The sequence below is a fragment of the Campylobacter bilis genome, assembly GCF_016806695.1.
In the GTDB taxonomy this organism is placed as follows: Bacteria; Campylobacterota; Campylobacteria; order Campylobacterales; family Campylobacteraceae; genus Campylobacter_D; species Campylobacter_D bilis.
The window spans coordinates 22398-43594 of the sequence record NZ_WUED01000003.1 but is presented as its reverse complement, the minus strand read 5'-3'; the positions used below and the strand labels follow the sequence as shown (position 1 = coordinate 43594).

Sequence of the window (21197 nt, the reverse complement as noted above, 5' to 3'; positions counted from 1 at the left end):
TTTAAGCCTTCAAACTGTATTTAGATGATACAGCAGATAAATCATCATTTTTAATAAGTTCTAGTAAGGCTTCTTTAGAATGTTGCAAAACCTTAGTTAAAATCACTTCTTCATCAGCTTTAAATTTGCCCAATACATGAGAAATCACATTCTCACCCTTGCCTACCCCTATACGTATTCTTATATAATCACTCCCACACAAGCTATCAATACTTTTAAGTCCATTATGTCCCCCACTTGATCCTCCTTTTTTAAAACGTAAAGATCCTAAATTAATATCAATATCATCATGGATTACTATAATTTTTTCACATTTATAAAAATCCTTAACAGCTTTGACACTAAAACCTGAATGATTCATATAAGTACTGGGTTTAAGAAGAAGCAAAGAAGAGTTCATTTTAAAAAGCTCTCCTTTGAATTTTGAATTTGTAAGATCTATAAAATTGCCTTGTTTTAAAACTAAGTCAACAAGCATAAAACCGACATTATGGCGTGTATTTTCATACTCTACGCCTATATTGCCAAGCCCTACGACTAAAATCATCTAGCTTTTTCTACGCCTACAACCGCTACTCTCTCAGCATCAATGACTATCACACCCGCAGGTACTACTATATCGCGAACAAGTAAAGCATCACCCACATCAAGTTTGCTTACATCAAGTTCAAAGAAATTAGGCAAGTTTTCAGCCGCACATTTTACCTTTATTCTTCTTTTTGATTGGATTAAAACACCTTTATTTTTAAGACCAATGGCTGTTCCTGTAATTTTAATAGGAACCATATATTTAGAAACCACACCCTTTTGTGCGACTTTTAAATCTACATGTTTAAGTTCTGCAGTAACAGGATCTTTTTGATAATCTACTACTACAACACTCAAAATTTGAGAACCTACTTTTACATCAAAAATTAAAGTGGTTTTTTTGCGAACTTCTTTAATGAATTCATTGACTTTAAAAGCAGCATTAATATTTTCTAATCCTTTTCCATAGATGTTTGCGATTAGATAACCATCTCTTTTTAAAGCCTTAGCAGCTTTTCTACCGATACTCTCTCTAACGATACCTTCTAACATCCTTTCATCCTTTCTAAAAAATAAGCTAAGATTATAGCTAACTTTGGCTTAGGCAAAAGTAAAATTAGGACTTATTTTAATTTCTTTAGCTATAATTTACTAAAGTTATTTTCATTGATAAGGTTTAAAATGCAAATTTATATAAGTGGGATTCATACTGATGTAGGCAAAACGCATTTTAGTGCGATTTTTTGTGCACACTTTGATTATGATTATTTTAAGCTCATTCAAGCAGGAAGTCCTAAAGATAGCGAGTTAATAGCTAAATTAAGCCCGAAAACAAAGATCTTTAAAGAAGGAGTTTTTTTACAAACTGCAGCCTCACCTCATCTTGGAAAAATCCAAGAAAAGGCTGAGTATAAAGCCTTAAAAATCGCCCTTCCTTCAAGCAAAAATTTACTCATTGAACTTGCTGGGGGGCTTTTCTCACCTATAGATGAAAACTACACTATGATTGATTTTATGAGTAAAAATATAAAGCCAACCTTCTTAATAGCAAAATATTACCTTGGCAGCATCAATCATATCTTACTTAGTATAGAAGCCTTAAAGCGACGCAATATCGACATTTTAGCCCTTGTGATGATGGGAGAAAAAAATACTTTGCAAGATAACTTTGTGCAAAATTACACCCAAATTCCCATCATAAATCTCGATTTTTTAGGTACAAAGCAAGATTTTAAAAAACAAATGCAAAAAATTTTAAAGGCTAAAATTCTTTAAAAATTTGCTCTAAACTCTCTACCACATAAGAAATCTGCTCTTTAGTAATAATATAAGGGGGCATAAAATAAATCGTATTCCCCAAAGGTCTTAAAAGCAAGGCTTTTTCCAAGGCTTTTTCAAATACAAAAAGCCCTACACGTTCATATTTAACACTTAAAATATCAAAAGCACTAATCATACCACAGGTTCTAAAATTAGCTAAGAAATCAAATTTTTTAAGCTTTGCAAATTCTTCTTTGATAAATTGGCTTAGAATTTGGTTTTTTTCTAAGACATTATCTTGTTCAAAGATATCTAAAACTGCATTAGCTGCAGCACAAGCTAAGGCATTTCCTGTATAACTGTGAGAATGCAAAAAAGCCTTTTGTTCTTTATAAGGAGCATAAAAGCTTTGATAAATTGCATCTTTTGTAAGTACCACAGAAAGAGGCATAAACCCTCCAGTAATCCCCTTTGAAAGGCAAATAAAATCAGGACTTTGCTGGCATTGATGCAAGGCAAAAAGACTTCCTGTACGCCCAAAACCTACAGCAATTTCGTCAAAAATCACATGCACTCCAAACTCATGACACAATTTTATAGCCTCATTAATAAATCCCACTTCATACATATGCATATTTCCCGCACACTGCACTAAAGGTTCTAAGATAAAAGCACAAATTTCTTTGCCATGTTTTGTTAAAATACTTTTTAATTCTTGAAGTTCTTTTTGATAATCTTTATTCTTAGGTACACTCACACTCAAACACTCTAAAAGCAAAGCCTTATAAGTATCTTTATAAAGCCCCACACCCCCTACACTCAAAGCCCCTAAGGTCTCACCATGATAAGAATTGCTAAGAGATAAAAACTTATTTTTTTTCTTTCCTTGATTGAAATGATAATGAAAACTCATTTTAAGCGCAACCTCAATAGCACTTGATCCATTATCTGCATAAAAACATTTAGTAAAACCCCTTCCTACTTTTTGACACAATCGGGCTGAAAGCTTTATAATAGGCTCATGCGAAAAGCCTGCTAAAATCACATGCTCAAGCTCATCAACTTGTTTTTTAATCGCCCCTGCTATGGTCTCATTACAATGCCCAAAAAGATTCACCCACCAAGAACTCACACAATCCATATAAGCCTTGCCCTTAAAATCATAAAGCCACATACCTTTAGCTCTTTTTATAGGAATTAAAGGTAAATTTTCATGATCTTTCATCTGAGTGCAAGGGTGCCAAATATGTTTTAAATCAAGTTCTTTTAAAATTTCACTTTGCATTGTAACTTCTTTTTTAAAATATTTTGGCAAAATAATGCTTTAAATTTCTTAAATTACTAGGAAAAAAATGAGTCTTAAAAAAATTTTGCAAGATTTAGAACAAAACCACAATATAAGAACCCTCACGCCTTTAAAACATGAACAAAATTACGTTTATAAACAAGATAAAAAACTTTTAAATTTAGCAAGCAATGATTATTTAAATTTAGCTTCTTCTAAAGAATTAAAACAAGAATTTTTAAGCACCTTAAAAGAAGAAAATTTCTTTTTTTCAAGCTCAAGCTCAAGAAGTTTAAGCGGGAATTTTGAAATTTATGAAGAATTAGAAAGCTTTTTAAAAACCAAATTTAAAGGGAAAGAAATTTTACACTTTAATAGCGGTTATCATCTAAATATTTCTTGTATAGCAGCTCTTTGTCTCATCCCTAAAACACTATTTTTAGCTGATAAACTCATACATGCAAGTATGATTGATGGCTTAAGACTTAGCAAGGGAACTTTTTTTCGCTTTCATCACAATGATATATCGCATTTAGAAAAACTCATACAAAAACATTATCAAAACTATGATAATATCATCATTTTAACCGAGGCTTTATTTAGTATGGATGGAGATTTTAGTGATTTAAAAGCCTTATGTGATTTAAAAAAACGCTACGAAAAAATCAAACTTTATGTAGATGAAGCCCATAGTGTGGGTTGCTTTGATAAAGAAGGCTTAGGACTTGTAAAAAAACTAGGTTTAGAACATGAAGTAGATTTTTTAATTTTTACCTTTGGCAAAGCTCTTACTTCAATGGGTGCTTGCATAATATGCCAAAAAGAATATAAAAGTTTTTTTATCAATAAGGCTAGGGCTTTTATTTATTCTACTGCTTTACCGCCTATTAATGTGGCGTGGACGCAATTTATTTTAAAAAAATTGCCCTATTTTCAAGACAAAAGAGAAAAATTACAGCATTTAAGCGCATTTTTTAAAAACAAACTTCAAGAAAAACATTACCCCATTTTAGGCAATGCTTATATTATTTCTTTGCTTTTAATAAAGAATGAAAAAGCCTTAGCTTTAGCAAACAAACTTGAAAAATCAGGGATTTTTGCACCCGCGATTAAAGAACCCACCGTAGCCAAAAATACAGCTAGAATTCGTTTTTCTTTGCATGCAGGCTTTAGCACAAAAGAACTTGAAAGGATAATAAAAATTTTATGAAACATGCCTTTTTATGCAAAAACCCAGCTTCAAAAGAATTAATAGTAGTATTAGGAGGATTTAGCTCTCATCCTAGTCATTTTTCGCATTTAACAAGCAGTAAAAATGTGATTTTATTTTATGATTATGAAAATTTTGATTTTGATTTTGATTTTAGCAGTTTTTCAAGCCTTAATCTCATAGCTTTTTCTATGGGAGTATGTATCGCAAGCAAGCTTTTTAAAAATTTAGCTTTCAAGCAAAAAATCGCTATTAATGGAACTAATTTAGGTATCGATAAAAACAAGGGTATCCCTGCTGCAATTTTTACTAAAACGATTAAAAATTTCAATTTAGAGGATTTTAAAATTTCTTTGTTTAAACAACACGCCACTTTAGCAAAAAATTTTATTTTTAAAAACGAAAAAGCCTTACAAATAGAACTTCAAAATCTCTTTGATTTTGCTTTAAAAGATCCTAATGAAAACTTCATTTGGCATAAAATTTACTCTAGCAATGAAGATGAGATTTTTCCTCAAAAGGCTTTAAAAAATAGCTTTAAAGAATTGATTTTTTTAAATCAACCTCATTTTGCCTTTTTTCATTTTAAAACTTGGGATGAATTGTGAATTTTTTAAAGGCAAAAGATTATAAAAAACATGCTAAGATCCAGCATCTTATGGCTTTAAAACTTTGTTTAGAACTTCAAAATTTAAAACAAAAACATTTTAAAAGAGTATTTGAATTTGGCTGTGCAAGAAGGGAATTTACTCAAGAACTTGAAAAAATCATTAGCTTTGATGAGTACCTTAAAAATGATATTTTAGATTATGGTATAGATTTAAAAGTACAAATTTTTGATATGAATAAACTCTCTAAACATGATTTAAGCAAAGAAAAATTTGATCTTATTACCTCAAATGCGACCTTACAATGGCTTGATTTAGAACATATCTTGCCTACACTTGCAAATATGCTAGATGAAAAGGGAATTTTACTGCTTTCTACTTTTGGAAAACAAAATTTAAAAGAAATCAAGCAAAGCACAGGATTTTCTTTAAAATATTTTAACATCCCTAACTTAAAGCAAATATTTAAAAAATATTTTTCTCATGTACAAATCATGGAAGAGATTATAGTCTTAGAATTTAATAGTGCTTTAGAAGTTTTTAGACATTTAAAATTAACTGGGGTGAATTCTTTAGGCTTTTATCCTTTAAATAAAAAATTTTTAAAAGATTATGAAGAAAAATTTCAAAACAAACTCACTTATCATCCTATATATATTTTATGCAAAAAAGATATACAATAAAAATTTTGTGCTATAATGGAAAAAATTGAATTTTATATAAAGAAAATTATAATGAAAAGTCTTGCTATTTGTTTAATAATTATATTTTTTACCTTCAATTTAAATGCACAAAATTTAAGTATTTTCGTAGCTTCTTCGGCCTCAAAAGCTATCAATGAAGTCACAAAAGAATTTTTAAAAACACATCCTAATGATAAAATAGAACTTGTTTTTGGTGCTTCAGGAAAATACTATGAACTTTTCAAGCAAGGAAGGGAGTTTGATTTATTTTTTTCAGCTGATACTAAATACGCTCAAGCAATCTATGAAGATAAAAATGCTGTAGAAAAGCCAAAGGTTTATGTTTTAGGGGTTTTAGCTCTATATAGCTTGGATGAAAATTTGCTTCAAGGTGGAGTTGATAAATTAAAAGAAAAAGCAAATCAAATTACACATTTAAGTATAGCCAATCCCAAAGTCGCTCCTTATGGAGTAGCCGCACAAGAAGTGCTTAAAAACTTAAATTTAGATGAAACATTTAAGGATAAAATCGTCTTAGGCGAAAACATTTCTGTACCTGTGCTTCATGTAGATAGCAAAAATGCAGATTTAGCTATCGTGGCATACTCTTTAATCTCCCCTATAAATCACCCCAAAGGTAAGGCTGTCTTGATTGACCCTAAATACTTTCAAGCTTTAAAACAAAGTTTTGTCATCACAAAATATGCTAAAGATAAAAAATTAGCCTTTGAATTTAGTGATTTTATCACCTCACCCAAAGCACAAGAAATCTTTAAAAAATACGGATTTAACACGCCATGAACCTTTTAAAAGGGCAAATTTGTGAACTTTTAAAGCAAAAAGACATAATCTTAGCAAAAATAGCTTGTAAACAAACCATTTTAAATGTTTTGATGCTAGATACTCTAAAAGATTTAAAAATAGGCACAAAGGTAGAATTACTCTTCAAAGAACACGAACTTTGCTTCACTTTTGCTAAGACAATTTTAAGCGTTGAAAATTCTTTTTTAGCAAAAATAGATAGAATTGAAAAAGGAGAACTCTTATACCATATTTTTTTTGACTTTCAAGGCGATAAACTCTCTAGCATTATTACCAAAGAAAAAGCCTTAGAACTTGAAATTTGCGAAAATCAAGTATGGCTTTGTTTTGTCAAAGCAAACGATATTATCTTAAGGATAAATCATGCTTGATCATGCTTTTTTACAAACGCTTTATCTGACTTTCAAACTTGCTTTTATCACTACTTTTATACTCTTTTTTATAGGCGCGTTTTTAGCATATTTATTGAGTTTTGTACACTTTCCTTTTAAGATTGTATTGCAAAGTCTTGTTTCTTTGCCTTTGGTTTTGCCACCGAGTGTTTTAGGATTTTACTTGCTTATAAGTTTTTCAGCTAATAGCTTTTTAGGACAGTTTTTAAAAGAATATTTCAATCTTTCCTTGGTTTTTAGCTTTGAAGGATTGGTTTTTGCTTCTTTAGTTTTTTCTCTTCCTTTCATGGTAAATCCACTACAAAGTGCCTTTTCATCAATAAATCAAAATTTACTTGATGCATCTTATAGCCTAGGCAAAGGCAAAATTTACACTCTTTTTAGAATCATTTTGCCTAATTCTAAAACAGGGATTTTCAGTGCTTGTGCGATGAGTTTTGCTCATACTATAGGCGAATTTGGTATTGTAATGATGATAGGTGGACATAAGCAAGGTCAAACTTTGGTTGCAAGCGTAGCAATTTATAATGAATTAGAAGTGCTAAATTACACTTTAGCGCATCAATATGCTTTTATCTTGTTTATTTTTTCTTTCTTAATGCTTTTAAGCCTATATTTTGTAAATAAAAAAATAAGTTTTCAATGATAAAAATCAACATCAATCATCCCATCACTACAACTCAAGGTGTTTTAGATCTTGAATTTAATAAAGAAATACAATCAGAAAAAATCACCGCACTTTTTGGAGAAAATGGATCGGGAAAAACTACACTTTTAAAAATCATAGCCGGAATTATAAAACCTAAATTCGGATACATAGAAGTAGACAATGAACTTTGGTTTGATTCTTCTAAAAAGATGAATTTGGCCTTGCAAAAAAGAAAAATTGGTTTTGTTTTTCAAGATTATGCTCTTTTCCCTAATATGAATGTCAAAGACAATATTGCCTATGCAGCAAATTCTAAAAAGAAAGTCCAAGAACTGTTAGCTTTAATGAAGTTAGAAAAATTAGCAAAAAGCTATCCTAAAAACTTAAGCGGGGGACAAGCCCAAAGAGTAGCCTTAGCAAGAGCTTTAGCAAGGGATCCAAAAATACTGCTTTTAGACGAACCCCTAAATGCACTAGATTTTAAAATGCATTCTTATTTACAAGATGAACTATCTAAAATCCTCCATCATTTTAAAATCACTACTTTATTAGTCAGCCATAATTTAGCTGAAATTTACAATCTAAGCCATAGAATTTTAGAACTTAAAAATGGAAAAATTATCAAAGACACATCCAAACATCAATTTTTTATAAAATCTGACATTAATACCCAGTTGCATTTAAATGCTATTTTACTTGAAATAAAACAAAGCGATATTTTAGTCATTTTCACACTACTTATAAATCAAGATATTGTTAAAATCACTTTAAGCAAGCAAGAATTCGCACAAAAATATCAAGACATCAAAATAGGTGATAGCTTAGCCTTATCAATAAAAACTTTTAATCCCTTAATCATTAAATAAAAATATCAAGGTCTTAGATAAAAGGGATAAGTGAAAAATATCAAATGCATTAAATTCAATCCAAAATGGAAAAAAATACTCACCCATAAATATTTACTATACCTATAAGCTAATCCATATATAATACCAGCTAAACTTGCAAAAACTACCATTAAAATCCCACCCCTATAATGGATCAATCCAAAAGCTACACTTGCTATTAACAAAGCCCAAAGTGGATTTAAAAACTCACAAAGCCTTTGTTGAAGGTATCCTCTAAAATACGCTTCTTCAACCAAAGCCACCAAAAAAAGATTTGAAAACAAAAAATACCCTAACCACCAAGGCAAACCCAATTCCCATTTTAAAACATCTAAATACCAAGGTATAGACAATAAAATTAAAGGACTAATAATAAGCAAAACCCATTTTAATAAAGACGCTTTAATATAATTTTTATTGACAAATAAAGCAGGGAATATTAAAAACAATACAAACACACCCAAAGGTTTATCAAAATTAAAATACAAAGTAAAAGCAGTGCTATTTGTACTTGCATAGACTCTATCTAAAACTTTTACATTATCAAACCCAGGTATAAAATGCAAAAATAATGCTATAGAAAAAACAAATAATATAATTTCTAAAATCAAAGATTTTTTATATTTATACCATAAAGCTAAAATCAAAATTAATATACCAACTAAGCTAAGATTTATTATATTAAAATAATACGCACAGCATACACTTATTGCTAAAAGTCCATAAGCTGTTTTAATCCTATTAAATGACAATAAAACCAAAGCAAAAGTCAAAAAAGCATAAGTTAAGATAAACATAAATAAGCCTTCATCGTTAAAATATATGGTTTTTATCTGTTTTTAAAATAACGACTTTTTTCCCAAACAAAGCAAAAATATTAAACAAGCATTTAAATTATAAAAATGCTAGAAATTACAATTTTTTACTCTCAATGACCTTTCTCATAGCCAAGCTTGCTAAAACCAATCCAAAAGAAGCAGTCACCCCCATAAAAGATCCAAGATCTTTACAATGCGCCTCTTCATCTGAAAATACTACATCAAAATTCCCTTTAAAACCTGATTTTCTAAGTTCATATCTGAACTTTTTAGCCAAAGCATCACCATGAGTTTTAAAAATATACTTGTGGTTTTAATACGTGTTGGATCAAGCTTTCTAGCTCCTCCTGTTGAAGAAATAAAAATTTGCTTTTTAAAATCTATAAGATGGGCTAAAGCCACTTTAGCAGGGATATCATCAATAGCATCAATAACAAGATCAAAATCACTCAAATTAAAATTTTTTAAAAAGCTTTCATCAATCTTATTAGTTATACCTTTAGCTTTATAAATTCTTTCAAATACTTTTGCTTTTTCTTCACCTATATTTTCACTATGGATTTGACGGTTTTGATTAGTGCTTTCAAATTTATCCGCATCAATTAAAGTAAAATCTCTAAAACCACTTCGGTAAAGACAATCAACACAAATTCCACCCACGCCTCCTAGTCCACAAACAAGTATCTTTGTTTGCAAAATTTTTTGAAATTTTTCTTCTCCGATAAGCCATTTCACACGTGTAAATCTGTCAATCATTCCTTTACCTTTAACCATTTTTTAACTTTTTTCATTTTTTCATAAGCTGTAAGATCAAGCATTATAGGCGTTATAGTCGCATAGCCTTTTTTAAGCAAAGCAATATCACTGTTTTTCTCATCCTCAAAGTCTAAATTCGCCGCTGCAAGCCAATAATACTCCACTCCGCGTGGATTGATGTTTGAATAAGCTTCAAAATTATATACTCTCTTGCCCGCTTTGCAAACTTTTATTCCTTTAAATGGTGGACTTGAAGGGAAATTAATGTTTAAAAATTCTTTTTTTTCCAAAGGGAAGCCTTTATCAAAAATGTTTTGAACAATCTTTTTAGTAATTTTTAAAGCATATTTATAATCGTATTCTTCTTCATTATTTTTATAAAACTGTGAAAGAGCAATAGCAGGAATACCATGTAAAACCGCTTCCATAGCACCCGCACAAGTACCTGAATAAGTGATATCCTCACCTACATTTGCACCCTTATTAATCCCACTAATGACAAGATCGGGCAAATGCGTTTTATAAAATGCATGCAAAGCAAGATAAACGCAATCTGCAGGCGTGCCATCATCAAGCTTATAAAATCGCTTTCCCACTTTTACAAAACGCAAAGGCTTAGTTAAAGTAATAGAGTGTGAACAAGCTGATTTTTCAGCAGCTGGGGCTACTATAGTAATCTTAGCTTTAAATTCTTTTTTTAGCATTTTAATAAGCTTTTTAAGTCCTTCACTTTCATAGCCATCATCATTGGTTAATAAAATTCTTTTCATATTTTTCCTAGAAATTTTTGTGAAATTATATCTATTTTTTAATCATTTATTTGCAAATATTTTTATGAATGAGTCTTTTGGGTTTTTAAAATACTAAATAAATTTTACAAAATATATATTAAAACCCTGATTAAATATATTTACCTTAGCTAAGATAAAATTATTCTTTGAAATGTTTTTTTATTTAAATTATATTTTTTTATGTTAATATTTAACTTAAAGATCTAAAATAGGAAAATTATATGCTTAAAAAAAAATATATTATTATTTTGTTTGATTTTAAACCTAGCTTTTGCAAGTGATAAGGTATTAAAAAGTCAAGGCGTTTTTAGTGATTATATCACCATTATGAATCCTGCTGGAACCATACTTGTCGTATCTAATCCTACTGTAGGCAATTTAATAACAGGCTATACTTTATTAAACAGTAAAAATTTTGGCGAAGCTAGGGCTTGGCGTTTGATAGAATTCCCAAACAATACTGTTATGTTTAAAAACGCAAAAACAAATACTTGCCTTAGTGCAAATAGAAATAAAGATCTTGTCCACTTTGCTTGCAATGTAAACGATTCTTCTCAATTTTGGACTTTAATACCTTATGATAATAAAGCTGTAAAAATTCAAAATTTATTTACCAAATTATGCATTAGATCTATAATTAACCAACCTCTAAAAGACTTTGATAAAATAAGCAGAGTTTTATTAACAAGATGTGTTTTAAAAGGCGAATCCAATCTCGATCAACAATGGTATATCACCGCACCGCCATTTAGCGCAAGACCACTTTATAACAAAGGTGAAAAATGAGAAAAATAATATTGATTTTATTTAGCTTCATATATGCTTTTGCAGGGTTTGAAAACTACAATATAGGCACTTGGAATTTACAAGGATCTTCAGCTGCAAGTACAGAAAGCAAATGGACTATAAGCATAAGACAATTAATCACAGGAGAAAATCCTTTAGACATTTTAATGGTTCAAGAAGCAGGTGTACTACCCTCTACAGCTGTTATGACGCCTAGACAGGCTCAACCTGCAGGCGTTGGCATACCCATACATGAATATATTTGGAATTTAGGCACCTTATCACGCCCTAATAATGTCTATATATATTATTCTCGCATAGATGTAGGTGCCAACCGTGTCAATTTTGCCATAGTAAGCAGACAAATGGCAGATGAAGTTATAGTTATACCATCCCCAACAGTGGCTTCTCGCCCTATCATAGGCATACGCATAGGCAATGAAGCCTTTTTCAATATACACGCACTATCTCCTGGTGGTAACGATGCAGGTGCTATAGTCACAGCTGTTGACAGCCATTTTAGAAATAGATCTGAGATAAATTGGATGATAGCAGGGGATTTTACATAGAGAACCTCTAGATACCTTAAGTTCCCTAGATAGGGACTTGCTTAGAAGAGTAAGTGTGTTTTATCCTCCTAGTTTTACACAAACCACTTCCCAAAGAACGATTGATTATGCAATAGTTGGTAATGCTATGAGACAAACGCCTCCACTGCTTGCAGCTGTGTTGATGTTCGCTGGTCTTAGAACCTTTTTAGCATCGGATCATCACCCTGTTAACTTCAGAAAATTTTAAAAAAGGGTGATTATGAAAAAAATTATATATTTATTTTTGTTTTTATTTCATTTAGTCCATGTGCAAAAATCCACCGATTCTACCTTAGCCCTAAGCATTAGGTCTTTAGAAACAGGCATAATTTTAAGTCCATTTATAGAAACCTCACAAGATATTAGAGATCAAAATTGGATAGTTAAAGAAATAATGTTAAACGAAAAATTAAAAAAGAGAGATAAAATGGCTAATTTATTGCCCTTTGGCTATGTTCAATTTACCTACCCAACTGATGCGGATTTATGTCTGGCCATAGCTCCTAGCGTTTTTTTCGTAGGCAAATCTTGCAGTGATGATTTAGCCAAAGAAGAATTAGAAACTGTATTTTCTATAATGCCTACTACAACCTCAGCTGTTCAAATTAGATCTATGGTTTTAAATAGCGATGAGTGCATGAAAACCTTCTATAATCCAAATATCCCTATACAAGAACGTTTTGGTATAGGCCCTTGCATTTTAGATACTGCTCTTTTTGCTAATTTAAACGAATTAATGATTTTAACCCCTGCAATCACTAATGCAACACCTTTAGAGTGATAAGAATTTAAAGCTTATCACTTCATACCAAATTATAAATTTCTTCTAAATATTAATTTTATAAACAAAAAGCAAAATTGCCTTGCAGATATTAAAGCACTATTTTAAATATAAAAACACAAAAGCAAATCCTTGTAAAAATTTTATTTTAAAATATAGTTTAAAAAGAATTATTTTGTTAAAATATATTTTTTATTTTAAGGGTTGAAATGATTTTTGAAAAACAAGAATACCAAGAACAATGTATAAGCAATATAATAAAACTTTTAAAAAATTTTGACTTTAAAAAGCAAAACAATTTAAAAGAATGCCTAAAACAATTTTATAAAAGCACGCCTTTACCACTGCAAATTATCGATAATAAAACCAAACTAGACATTTTAATGGAAACAGGCACAGGCAAAACTTTTACTTATTTGAATTTAATTTTTGAACTTCATAAGCTTTATAAACAAAACAAATTTATTATTTTTGTACCAAGAAAGGCCATTTTAGAATCAGTAAACAAAATATCAATCTAACACAAACTTATTTTTATTCTCAATACAAAACATATTTAAAAGCTTATTATTATAACGATGGCAAAAGTCAAAGCACTATTATCAACCATTACATAAAAAACAAAGACGAACTCTCAGTACTCATCCTAACCAATAGTGCTATAGATAAAAAAAACAAATTTACTTAATAAAACAAGCGAAAATCTATTTAATATTAAAAGTATTTTTGAAAATATTATAGATTTAAAACCAATCAGCATTATAGACGAGCCCCGTTTACTCAAAGGCAAAGCTTTTAATGAATATTTTTCAAAAATAAATTCTTTATATTTTCGTTTTGGTGCTATCTTTCCACAAGAAAAAGAATATCAGCTTAGCAACATGGTATACTGTCTAGATTCTATCTCAGCTTTTAAAAAATATTTAGTAAAACAAGTAAAAGTGCATACTTTAGGAGGAAACAAAAATAATATTTTTTTAAAAGAATACAAAAACAAAAAAGCCATTATTTCTTATACCACTAATGGATTAGCCCAAGAACAAGAATTAAAAATCAATGATAGCTTTAAGATCTTAAACAATGCGATCTTAAGAGAACTAAAAGACAATAAAGCTTATTTTGGCGATGGTTCCATTGTAGAAAGAAAAGAAAATTATATTCTAAATGATGAAGAAATAAAAGAACTTTTAAAAAAATCCATTGATTTACATTTCCAAACTCTTTAAAAAAGGCATAAAAGCTTTGAGTTTGTTTTTCATACCAAATATCGCAGATTTTAGAGGCAAAAATGCTTTTATTAAAACCACTTTTGAAGAACTTTATAAAGAAAAACGTAAAGAAATCTTAAAACGAAATTTAGATAAAAAATATAAAGCATATCTAGAAAAAGACTTCGATGAAAAAGGAAATTTAAAAGTCCATCAAGGCTATTTTAGCGGAGATAAAGGAAGCATAGATGAAAAGGAAGCTTATGGGGTAAAGCTTATTTTAGAAGATAAGGAAAAACTACTTTCTTTTGATACTTCTTTGCGTTTTATTTTTAGCGTTTGGGCCTTGCAAGAAGGTTGGGATAATCCTAATATTTTTACTTTAATCAAGCTTGCAAATTCAGCTTCTGAAATCAGCATACATCAGCAAATAGGCCGTGGACTAAGCTTTGTGTCAATGATAAAGGCAAAAGAATTACTCATAATTACTTAAATTTCAATGATGATAAATTTTATGACATTAATTATCTTGATATATTAGTAAGTGCAAGAGAATTAAATTATATACAAAATCTACAAAAAGAAATTATAAATTCTAGTTTCACTTTTAATGAAAATATTTTAAATTTTCAATGTTTTAAAAATATAGATTTAAATGATAATCAAATACATAGAATCTTAGTCTATCTAGAAGATAAAGGAATAATAAAATTTGCTGAAGAAGAAAATAACTATATTATCTTAAAACCTTTATATGACAGTATCAAAGAAGATGAAAAAATCCAAAAACTCCTAGGCGATAAATTAGAAGTTTTATTAAAAGCACTTGAAAATCCTCAAAATAAATATAAACAAATCATCAATGTAAATAAAGAAAACAAAAAAAGTCAAAATCAAACCTAATTTAGTCAAAGATTTTAAAGAGCTTTGGGATAATATAAACAAAAAAGCAAGCATAGTTTAAAAAATATAAAAGAAAAAGAACTCATACAAACAATAGCAAAAGAATTTAATGCTTCAAAAATAGAAAAAGAAATTTTATATTATGAGAAAAAAGTTTTTAATCCTCAAGAAAATATTATCATTAGTGAAGAATTTGATATTTTAAGAGAAATTGATTATAAAGACAGTTTATATAAGCATATCCATAATTTATTTTTAAATTTTTGCAAAAATGAAAAATTTCCTTTGCAATTTTTACTAAAGATTTATGAAAAATTAGACAAAACTAAATTTGAAAATTCACCCAAAAAAGCTTTTGATAATTTAAAAAATATAATTAAAAATCAACTTCACAGTAGCTTATTACAATGCTTAAGCTATGAATTTTCTCTTAATATTTTTTCACATTCTTATCATAATTTAGTAGAAAATGGAAAAATCAAAGAAAGCATAGATATGCAAAAACTAGGACGCTATATAGATGATGAAAAACCGGCTAAAAATTATCTTTATGAAAGTATAGTTTATGATTCTGATATAGAATAAAGATATCATCAAAGAAAACAATGAAAATATAAATAAAAAAATCATAAAAGTTTTTGCAAAATTACCAAAATTAAGCATTCCTACTCCGTATAAAAATTATGAACCTGATTTTGCTTATTTTTTAGAAGATGATAAAGGTAAAAAAATATTTTTTGTATGCGAAAGCAAAGGCTATGATAATGAAAGTGAAATTCCCCAAGGTGAAAGAAACAAAATAGACTATGCAAAAATATTCTTTAAAAATTTAAATGATAGCTTAAAAGATAAAAATATAGATATTATTTTCAACACAAGGATAAATAAACAAAAACTCATAGAATGCATAAAGGAAGTTTTATAATGATAGACATTAAAGATATAAAAAAAGAAAATTTAATCAATACAAAAGAAAGCAAAAATGAATTTTTAGAATATCTAAAGCATAATTACCCACAAACCATAAGCGATAATACGCCTAATTTAAATGCTATTATGCAGCTTTTAGGCTTAAATACTAAAGCCCAAGGCATGAAGCTTACTTTCACCGGAAAAGCTTTAGCAAACGCACTTTATAACACTCCAAATACTAAAGAATTAAAATTTGAAAAAGACAAAAGTATAAATCATGAAAACACTAAAAACATTATCACAAAAGGGGATAATCTTGATGCTTTAAAGCTTTTAAAATCAAGCTATTATAAAAAGATAAAAATGATTTATATTGATCCACCTTATAATACAAAAAATGATGATTTTATTTATAATGATGATTTTAGAAAAGACTACAAAGAACTTTTAATCCAAACAGGGCTTTTAGAAATAGACGAAGATGGAGTTGAGATAGAAAGTGAAACTTTAAGATTTTTTAACAATATAAAATCAAGCAAAACCCACAGCGGATGGCTTTCTTTTATGTTGCCTCGCCTTAAACTTGCTAGAGATTTACTTCGTGAAGATGGAGTGATATTTATAAGCATAGATGATAATGAACAAGCAAATTTAAAAATTCTTTGTGATGAGATTTTTGGGGAAGAGAATTTTATTTCATGTTTTATTTGGCAAAAAAATCAGGTGGAGGACAAGCAAAATATTTTTATGAAGGACACGAATACATTCTTATATATACAAAAAATAAAACGGTTTTAAATGGACTTTTTAAATTCAAAGAAAAAGCAAAAATTAATAATGATCTAATAAGAAAAACTCATGGTAAATACACCAATAATGAAGCTATAAAGAAAATTTTAAATTTATATCCAAAAGATACTATTAATCATAGAAATTTAATGTTTGAAGAACTAGATATTTTTTTAAAAGAAAAAATTATCAGTGAGAAAAAGTATAATGACATAAAATCTAAAATCAACAATAATGAATATTTTTTGCAACAATACAAAGATACAAAATTTCATCTTATTTGTTCTTATCAAGATGATAATTTATCAAAAATGTATTCTATATTTAGTGGATATTGGACATCAGATGGAAATGAAGAAATTGAGAAATTATTTGATAATAAATTGATTTTTGAAAACGCAAAGCCAACTAAATTGATCAAAGAAATATTCTTTGCAAATACAAAAGAAAATGATATCATCCTAGACTTTTTTTGCAGGTAGTGGCACCACAGCACAAACGGTCATGGAATTAAATGCAAAGGATAATGGAAACCGTAAATTCATCCTAATACAACTTGATGAAAAGATTAATGAAACTAAAAGCAAAATTTCTTATGATTTTTGTAAAAACGAATTAAAAAGTAAAATTCCAGTCATTAGTGATATAACCATAGAAAGAGTTAAAAGAGCAGCACAAAAGATAGCCAAAGAAAACGAAGGTAAAAATTTAGATTTAGGTTTTAAAGTATTTTCTATGCTAGAAAAAGCCAAACTTGCAAGTGATAAAACAGGTACTTTAACTTTAATCAATCATACGAATTTAAACCCTTATGAAAAAGCTTTAAATTTAGCTTTACAAGATGGAAAAACTTTAGATAAAGAATTAAAAATGATTTTAAAAGATAAACTTTATAATTGCGACGAAAGCTTTTATATGGTAAATTTTGATGATGAAGTTTTACAATTTTTAAAAAATACTTCAAATGAAAATGTCTATATCAATGGCTTTGATGATATAAATTTAGAAATTTATCTAAATTTAGAAAGCTTTTTAAAAGAACGTTTAAAAGTAGTGTATTAATACAAGTTAAAAATTATGAAAAAGTTAAGTTCTAAGCAACAAGAAAAATCTAATAAAATAATGATTAAAGGCGATTATGATACCATAAATAATCTTGTAAAAAAGTCACCAAGCACTCATTGGTATCAAAACAAAAAAATTCCCTTTTTGAAAATGAAAGAAATTACATGAAAACCTTTTTAGTTTGCGCTCTAGAACCCTCTGCAAATTTGCATTTAAAAGAAGTTTTAAAAGTTTATAAAAAAGAATATAAAGACTTTAATTTATTAGGAATTTATGATGAAACAATATGTAAAGATTTCAATCTAAAATCTAAGCCCCTATACAGCTCACACGAATTTAGTGCTATGGGTTTTATAGAGATTTTACCACTTATTTTTAAAGCAAAAAAAGCTATAAAACAACTAGTAAATTTAAGCCTTACTCAAAAAATAGATTCTATTTTATGTATAGATTCTCCAGCCTTTAACATACCTTTTGCAAAAGCTTTGAAAAAAGCAAATTCTAAAATAAAAAGGATTTATTATATCTTACCTCAAGTTTGGGCATGGAAAAAAGGACGCATCCGCATCATAGAAAGTCATTTTGATATTTTAGCTTCGATTTTGCCTTTTGATGAACAATTTTTTAGCAAAAGCATTTATGTAGGTCATCCTCTCTTAGATGAGATAAAAGAATTTAAAAACAAAGAAGACATAAAAAATATACTTTCAAAAAAAGACAATGAAAAAACTATAGCTTTTTTACCCGGTTCTAGGAAAAGTGAAATCAAGCGTTTAATGCCTATTTTCAAAGAACTTTCTAAAAATTTCCAAGGCGAAAAAATCCTGTGCATTCCTTCTTTTCATCTTAATAAACTTGAAATTTATGGTGACATAAGCGGTTTTAAAATCCAAAGCAACACCCCAAAAGTACTCAAACAATCTCATTTTGCCTTCATTTGTAGCGGTACAGCCACACTTGAAGCAGCTTTAATTGGAACGCCTTTTATACTCGCTTATAAGGCTAAGGCTATAGATATTTTTATCGCAAAACTTTTCGTAAAATTAAAACACATAGGCCTTGCAAATATTTTTTTAGATTTCGCAAAAAAAGAAGAATTAAATCCTGAATTCTTACAAGATCAAGTAAATGTTTTAAATCTTTATGAAGCTTATAATAAATATGATTATAAGGCATTTTTTGCTAAAATTGACTTTCTAAAAGAGTATTTAAAATTCGGAAGTGCTAAAAATTTAGCAAAAATATTAAGCCAAACACAATAAGGATAAATCATGCAAAAAGAACCAATGAGTCAATTTGGCTATGACAAATTAGTCGCTGAACTCAAAGATCTAAAAGACAATCAACGCCCCGCTGTTATAGTAGAAATTGACACAGCAAGAAGCCATGGGGATTTAAAAGAAAATGCAGAATACCACGCCGCAAGAGAAAAGCAAGCTTTAATAGAAAGTCGCATTGGTGAGCTTAGCGATCTCATAGCAAGAGCACAAGTAATCGATCCTTCAAGTTACGATCACAATAGCGTAAAATTTGGATCAAGTGTGGTAATCATGGATTTAGACACAGAAAAACAAAGCAAATATACCATAGTAGGAATTTGCGAAGGAAATCTGGATAAAGGCTATATTTCTATAGCTTCACCCATAGCAAGGGCTATGCTTGGAAAAAAACAAGGCGATGATTTTAAAGTGCGTTTGCCCAAGGGTGAGAGCGAATTTGAAATCATTTCTATAAGTTATGAGCCTTTAATATTTTAAGGAAAGAACATTTTACTTCAAAATGGGGCGATTTTAATCGCTGATGCACACGAAAACGAAGAAAGAAAAGGGTTTTGGGAATTTTTACAAGCCCTAAAAAAAGGTGAAATTTCCACCCCACAACTCATATTAATGGGTGATATTTTTGACTTACTCGTAGGTGAAATTTCTGCCACACATGAATTTGCTAAGCCCTATATCAATATACTTGAAGAATTAGCTTTAAACACACAAATCCTCTATTTAGAAGGAAATCATGATTTTAATCTCACACCTCTTTTTCAAAGAGTTAAAATTTTCACCCTAGAACAACAGCCCTTAAAGCTTAATTTGCATCCAAGTAAAGCTAATAATCCTATTAATAACAATACTATTATCCATTTAGCTCATGGCGATATTTTCTTATCTCCTTTATTGCAATTTATTCTTAAAAGCTTAAGAAACCACTATTTGCTTATATTTTTAAATTTTTTAAATACCCTTACTTACAATTTTATTTCTAAGACAATTTTAAAAAACCAAAAGAAAAAAAATCTTTTTTATAAAATAAAAGATTTTGAAAACTTAGCCAAAGAAAGATACAAAAAATACGGAAATTCAGACTCTTGGGTATGTGAAGGACACTATCATCAAAATATGATTTTAAACCAAAAAGATGTCAAATATTTTAACTTAGCTAGTTTTGCACATGAGAAAAGTTTTTTTGTAGTAAAATACCAGCGAAAAATCAAATTTCAAGAACAGAAATTGAGGGGTCAAAATGTTTGATGAAAATATCGTGAAAACGGGTTCAAATGAAATGGAACTTGTCGATTTCCGTATCTTTAAACAAGGACACGATAAAATCTATGAAGGGATTTATGGTGTTAATGTTTCCAAAGTCAAGGAAATTATAAAAATTCCAAGCCTTACAGAACTTCCGGGTGTGCCTGATTACATCGAAGGCATTTTTGATCTTCGTGGTGTGGTTATACCTGTAGTCAATCTTGCTAAATGGATGCAAATTACTGAACCACAAAGCACTATGTTAAAACCTAGAGTTATTATTACTGAATTTAGTAATATACTCATTGGCTTTATAGTCCACGAAGCAAAAAGAATTCGCAGGATCAATTGGAAAGATATAGAACCAGCGACTTTTTCTGCAGGTTCAGGTGCTTTAGACAAAGGTAAAATTACAGGCGTAACGCGCATTGAAAATGATGAAGTTTTACTCATTTTAGATCTTGAAAGTGTTGTTGAAGATCTAGGAATTTATGCACCAAAAACGGATATTGATTTTGGAAAAATAGAAAAATTCAGCGGAACAGCACTCATTTTAGATGATAGCATGACGGCTAGAAAACGTATTAAAGAAATGATGCAACAAATGGGCTTTCAAGTCGTTGAAGCCAAAGATGGCGTAGAAGGCTTAAACAAACTAGAAGAATTAAGCCAAATTTATGGAGAAAGTTTCCAAAGCACGCTTAAGATTATAGTAAGTGATGTTGAAATGCCACAAATGGATGGTTTTCATTTTGCTGCACGCATCAAAGAAGATCCAAGATTTAAAGATATTCCTATAGTCTTTAACTCATCCTTATCAAATGAATTTATGAATGAAAAAGGTGTCCAAGAAGCTGGTGGAGAAAGTTATCTTGTTAAATTTAACGCCAATGATTTCTTCAATGAAATCGCTAAAGTTATAAAAAGACATCAATCTCAAGAACAGGGGTAA

At 29.2% G+C, this 21197-nt stretch carries 22 protein-coding genes and 3 pseudogenes; 19 read left to right on the top strand and 6 right to left on the bottom strand.

All coding sequences use genetic code 11. From position 1 onward, the window contains the following. Position 1: 1 nt before the first annotated feature. Together pth and GRQ01_RS01780 are read right to left on the bottom strand one after the other, a co-directional pair. Complete coding sequence (gene pth, locus GRQ01_RS01785; protein WP_158334141.1) at positions 2 to 547, bottom strand: aminoacyl-tRNA hydrolase; 546 nt, start codon at positions 545 to 547, stop codon at positions 2 to 4. Further along, positions 544 to 1080, bottom strand: a complete 537-nt coding sequence (locus GRQ01_RS01780; RefSeq protein WP_158334140.1) for a 50S ribosomal protein L25/general stress protein Ctc — start codon at positions 1078 to 1080, stop codon at positions 544 to 546. The genes pth and GRQ01_RS01780 overlap by 4 nt, the downstream gene beginning before the upstream one ends. A gap of 129 nt (positions 1081 to 1209) precedes the next feature. On the opposite strand from GRQ01_RS01780, the gene GRQ01_RS01775 reads away from it, so the two are divergent. Beyond that, positions 1210 to 1803: a dethiobiotin synthase gene (locus GRQ01_RS01775; RefSeq protein WP_158334139.1), complete on the top strand. Its 594-nt coding sequence runs from the start codon at positions 1210 to 1212 to the stop codon at positions 1801 to 1803. Here the strand turns inward: GRQ01_RS01775 and GRQ01_RS01770 are convergent. Then, on the bottom strand, positions 1790 to 3073 hold the full coding sequence (locus GRQ01_RS01770) for an adenosylmethionine--8-amino-7-oxononanoate transaminase (protein WP_158334137.1): 1284 nt from the start codon (positions 3071 to 3073) through the stop codon (positions 1790 to 1792). The genes GRQ01_RS01775 and GRQ01_RS01770 overlap by 14 nt on opposite strands. A 67-nt stretch (positions 3074 to 3140) precedes the next feature. Here GRQ01_RS01770 and GRQ01_RS01765 point away from each other — a divergent pair, with 67 nt between their 5' ends. The 7 genes from GRQ01_RS01765 to GRQ01_RS01735 are packed head-to-tail and all read left to right on the top strand — an operon-like array spanning position 3141 to position 8303. Then, the gene (locus GRQ01_RS01765) at positions 3141 to 4283 is read left to right on the top strand and encodes an aminotransferase class I/II-fold pyridoxal phosphate-dependent enzyme (RefSeq protein ID WP_158334135.1); all 1143 of its coding nucleotides are present in this window, start codon (positions 3141 to 3143) and stop codon (positions 4281 to 4283) included. Continuing rightward, a complete protein-coding gene (locus GRQ01_RS01760) occupies positions 4280 to 4891 on the top strand; it encodes a pimeloyl-ACP methyl esterase BioG family protein (protein ID WP_158334133.1) in 612 nt (203 codons plus the stop codon). The genes GRQ01_RS01765 and GRQ01_RS01760 overlap by 4 nt, the downstream gene beginning before the upstream one ends. After that, positions 4888 to 5574, top strand: a complete 687-nt coding sequence (locus tag GRQ01_RS01755; RefSeq protein WP_203121133.1) for a methyltransferase domain-containing protein — start codon at positions 4888 to 4890, stop codon at positions 5572 to 5574. Before GRQ01_RS01760 ends, GRQ01_RS01755 begins: the two co-directional genes overlap by 4 nt. A gap of 51 nt (positions 5575 to 5625) precedes the next feature. Next, positions 5626 to 6375 (top strand): molybdate ABC transporter substrate-binding protein, encoded by a 750-nt coding sequence (modA, locus tag GRQ01_RS01750; protein WP_158334131.1) that lies wholly within the window; start codon positions 5626 to 5628, stop codon positions 6373 to 6375. Then, the gene (locus tag GRQ01_RS01745; protein WP_158334130.1) at positions 6372 to 6767 is read left to right on the top strand and encodes a TOBE domain-containing protein; all 396 of its coding nucleotides are present in this window, start codon (positions 6372 to 6374) and stop codon (positions 6765 to 6767) included. The genes modA and GRQ01_RS01745 overlap by 4 nt, the downstream gene beginning before the upstream one ends. Continuing rightward, positions 6760 to 7434 carry a molybdate ABC transporter permease subunit gene (modB, locus tag GRQ01_RS01740; RefSeq protein WP_158334129.1) on the top strand — a complete coding sequence of 225 codons (675 nt, stop codon included), beginning with the start codon at positions 6760 to 6762 and terminating at the stop codon, positions 7432 to 7434. Before GRQ01_RS01745 ends, modB begins: the two co-directional genes overlap by 8 nt. Beyond that, on the top strand, positions 7431 to 8303 hold the full coding sequence (locus GRQ01_RS01735) for a sulfate/molybdate ABC transporter ATP-binding protein (protein ID WP_158334127.1): 873 nt from the start codon (positions 7431 to 7433) through the stop codon (positions 8301 to 8303). Before modB ends, GRQ01_RS01735 begins: the two co-directional genes overlap by 4 nt. Before the next feature lie 5 nt (positions 8304 to 8308). Here the strand turns inward: GRQ01_RS01735 and GRQ01_RS01730 are convergent, their stop codons facing one another. The 3 genes and pseudogenes from GRQ01_RS01730 to surE all read right to left on the bottom strand — a co-directional run bounded on the left by GRQ01_RS01730 (position 8309) and on the right by surE (position 10668). Further along, a complete protein-coding gene (locus tag GRQ01_RS01730; RefSeq protein ID WP_158334125.1) occupies positions 8309 to 9121 on the bottom strand; it encodes a CPBP family intramembrane glutamic endopeptidase in 813 nt (270 codons plus the stop codon). 115 nt (positions 9122 to 9236) lie between these two features. Further along, positions 9237 to 9898, bottom strand: a pseudogene (locus tag GRQ01_RS01725) (ThiF family adenylyltransferase). Then, complete coding sequence (gene surE / locus GRQ01_RS01720; RefSeq protein ID WP_158334124.1) at positions 9895 to 10668, bottom strand: 5'/3'-nucleotidase SurE; 774 nt, start codon at positions 10666 to 10668, stop codon at positions 9895 to 9897. Before surE ends, GRQ01_RS01725 begins: the two are co-directional and overlap by 4 nt. 273 nt (positions 10669 to 10941) lie before the next feature. On the opposite strand from surE, the gene GRQ01_RS01715 reads away from it, so the two are divergent. The 11 genes and pseudogenes from GRQ01_RS01715 to GRQ01_RS01675 all read left to right on the top strand — a co-directional run bounded on the left by GRQ01_RS01715 (position 10942) and on the right by GRQ01_RS01675 (position 21197). Beyond that, positions 10942 to 11475 carry an RICIN domain-containing protein gene (locus GRQ01_RS01715; RefSeq protein ID WP_158334123.1) on the top strand — a complete coding sequence of 178 codons (534 nt, stop codon included), beginning with the start codon at positions 10942 to 10944 and terminating at the stop codon, positions 11473 to 11475. Beyond that, a pseudogene (locus tag GRQ01_RS01710) lies at positions 11472 to 12273 on the top strand (cytolethal distending toxin subunit B family protein). The gene GRQ01_RS01715 and the pseudogene GRQ01_RS01710 overlap by 4 nt, the downstream one beginning before the upstream one ends. 12 nt (positions 12274 to 12285) lie before the next feature. After that, positions 12286 to 12846 carry an RICIN domain-containing protein gene (locus tag GRQ01_RS01705; protein WP_158334122.1) on the top strand — a complete coding sequence of 187 codons (561 nt, stop codon included), beginning with the start codon at positions 12286 to 12288 and terminating at the stop codon, positions 12844 to 12846. A gap of 209 nt (positions 12847 to 13055) precedes the next feature. After that, positions 13056 to 15882: pseudogene (locus GRQ01_RS01700) on the top strand (restriction endonuclease). Continuing rightward, positions 15882 to 16667, top strand: coding sequence for a DNA methyltransferase (locus tag GRQ01_RS07790; RefSeq protein WP_373451526.1), 786 nt, complete (start codon positions 15882 to 15884; stop codon positions 16665 to 16667). Before GRQ01_RS01700 ends, GRQ01_RS07790 begins: the two are co-directional and overlap by 1 nt. Beyond that, entirely contained in the window at positions 16568 to 17140 is a 573-nt protein-coding gene (locus tag GRQ01_RS07785) for a DNA methyltransferase (RefSeq protein WP_373451525.1), read from the top strand. The genes GRQ01_RS07790 and GRQ01_RS07785 overlap by 100 nt, the downstream gene beginning before the upstream one ends. Before the next feature lie 22 nt (positions 17141 to 17162). Further along, positions 17163 to 17720, top strand: coding sequence for a site-specific DNA-methyltransferase (locus GRQ01_RS07780; RefSeq protein ID WP_373451524.1), 558 nt, complete (start codon positions 17163 to 17165; stop codon positions 17718 to 17720). A gap of 167 nt (positions 17721 to 17887) precedes the next feature. Further along, positions 17888 to 18985: a lipid-A-disaccharide synthase gene (gene lpxB / locus GRQ01_RS01690; protein ID WP_158334121.1), complete on the top strand. Its 1098-nt coding sequence runs from the start codon at positions 17888 to 17890 to the stop codon at positions 18983 to 18985. A gap of 9 nt (positions 18986 to 18994) precedes the next feature. Next, entirely contained in the window at positions 18995 to 19480 is a 486-nt protein-coding gene (gene greA, locus GRQ01_RS01685; protein ID WP_158334120.1) for a transcription elongation factor GreA, read from the top strand. Positions 19481 to 19489: 9 nt separating this feature from the next. Continuing rightward, complete coding sequence (locus GRQ01_RS01680; protein ID WP_324250696.1) at positions 19490 to 20248, top strand: metallophosphoesterase; 759 nt, start codon at positions 19490 to 19492, stop codon at positions 20246 to 20248. Beyond that, the gene (locus GRQ01_RS01675; RefSeq protein ID WP_158334118.1) at positions 20241 to 21197 is read left to right on the top strand and encodes a chemotaxis protein; all 957 of its coding nucleotides are present in this window, start codon (positions 20241 to 20243) and stop codon (positions 21195 to 21197) included. Before GRQ01_RS01680 ends, GRQ01_RS01675 begins: the two co-directional genes overlap by 8 nt.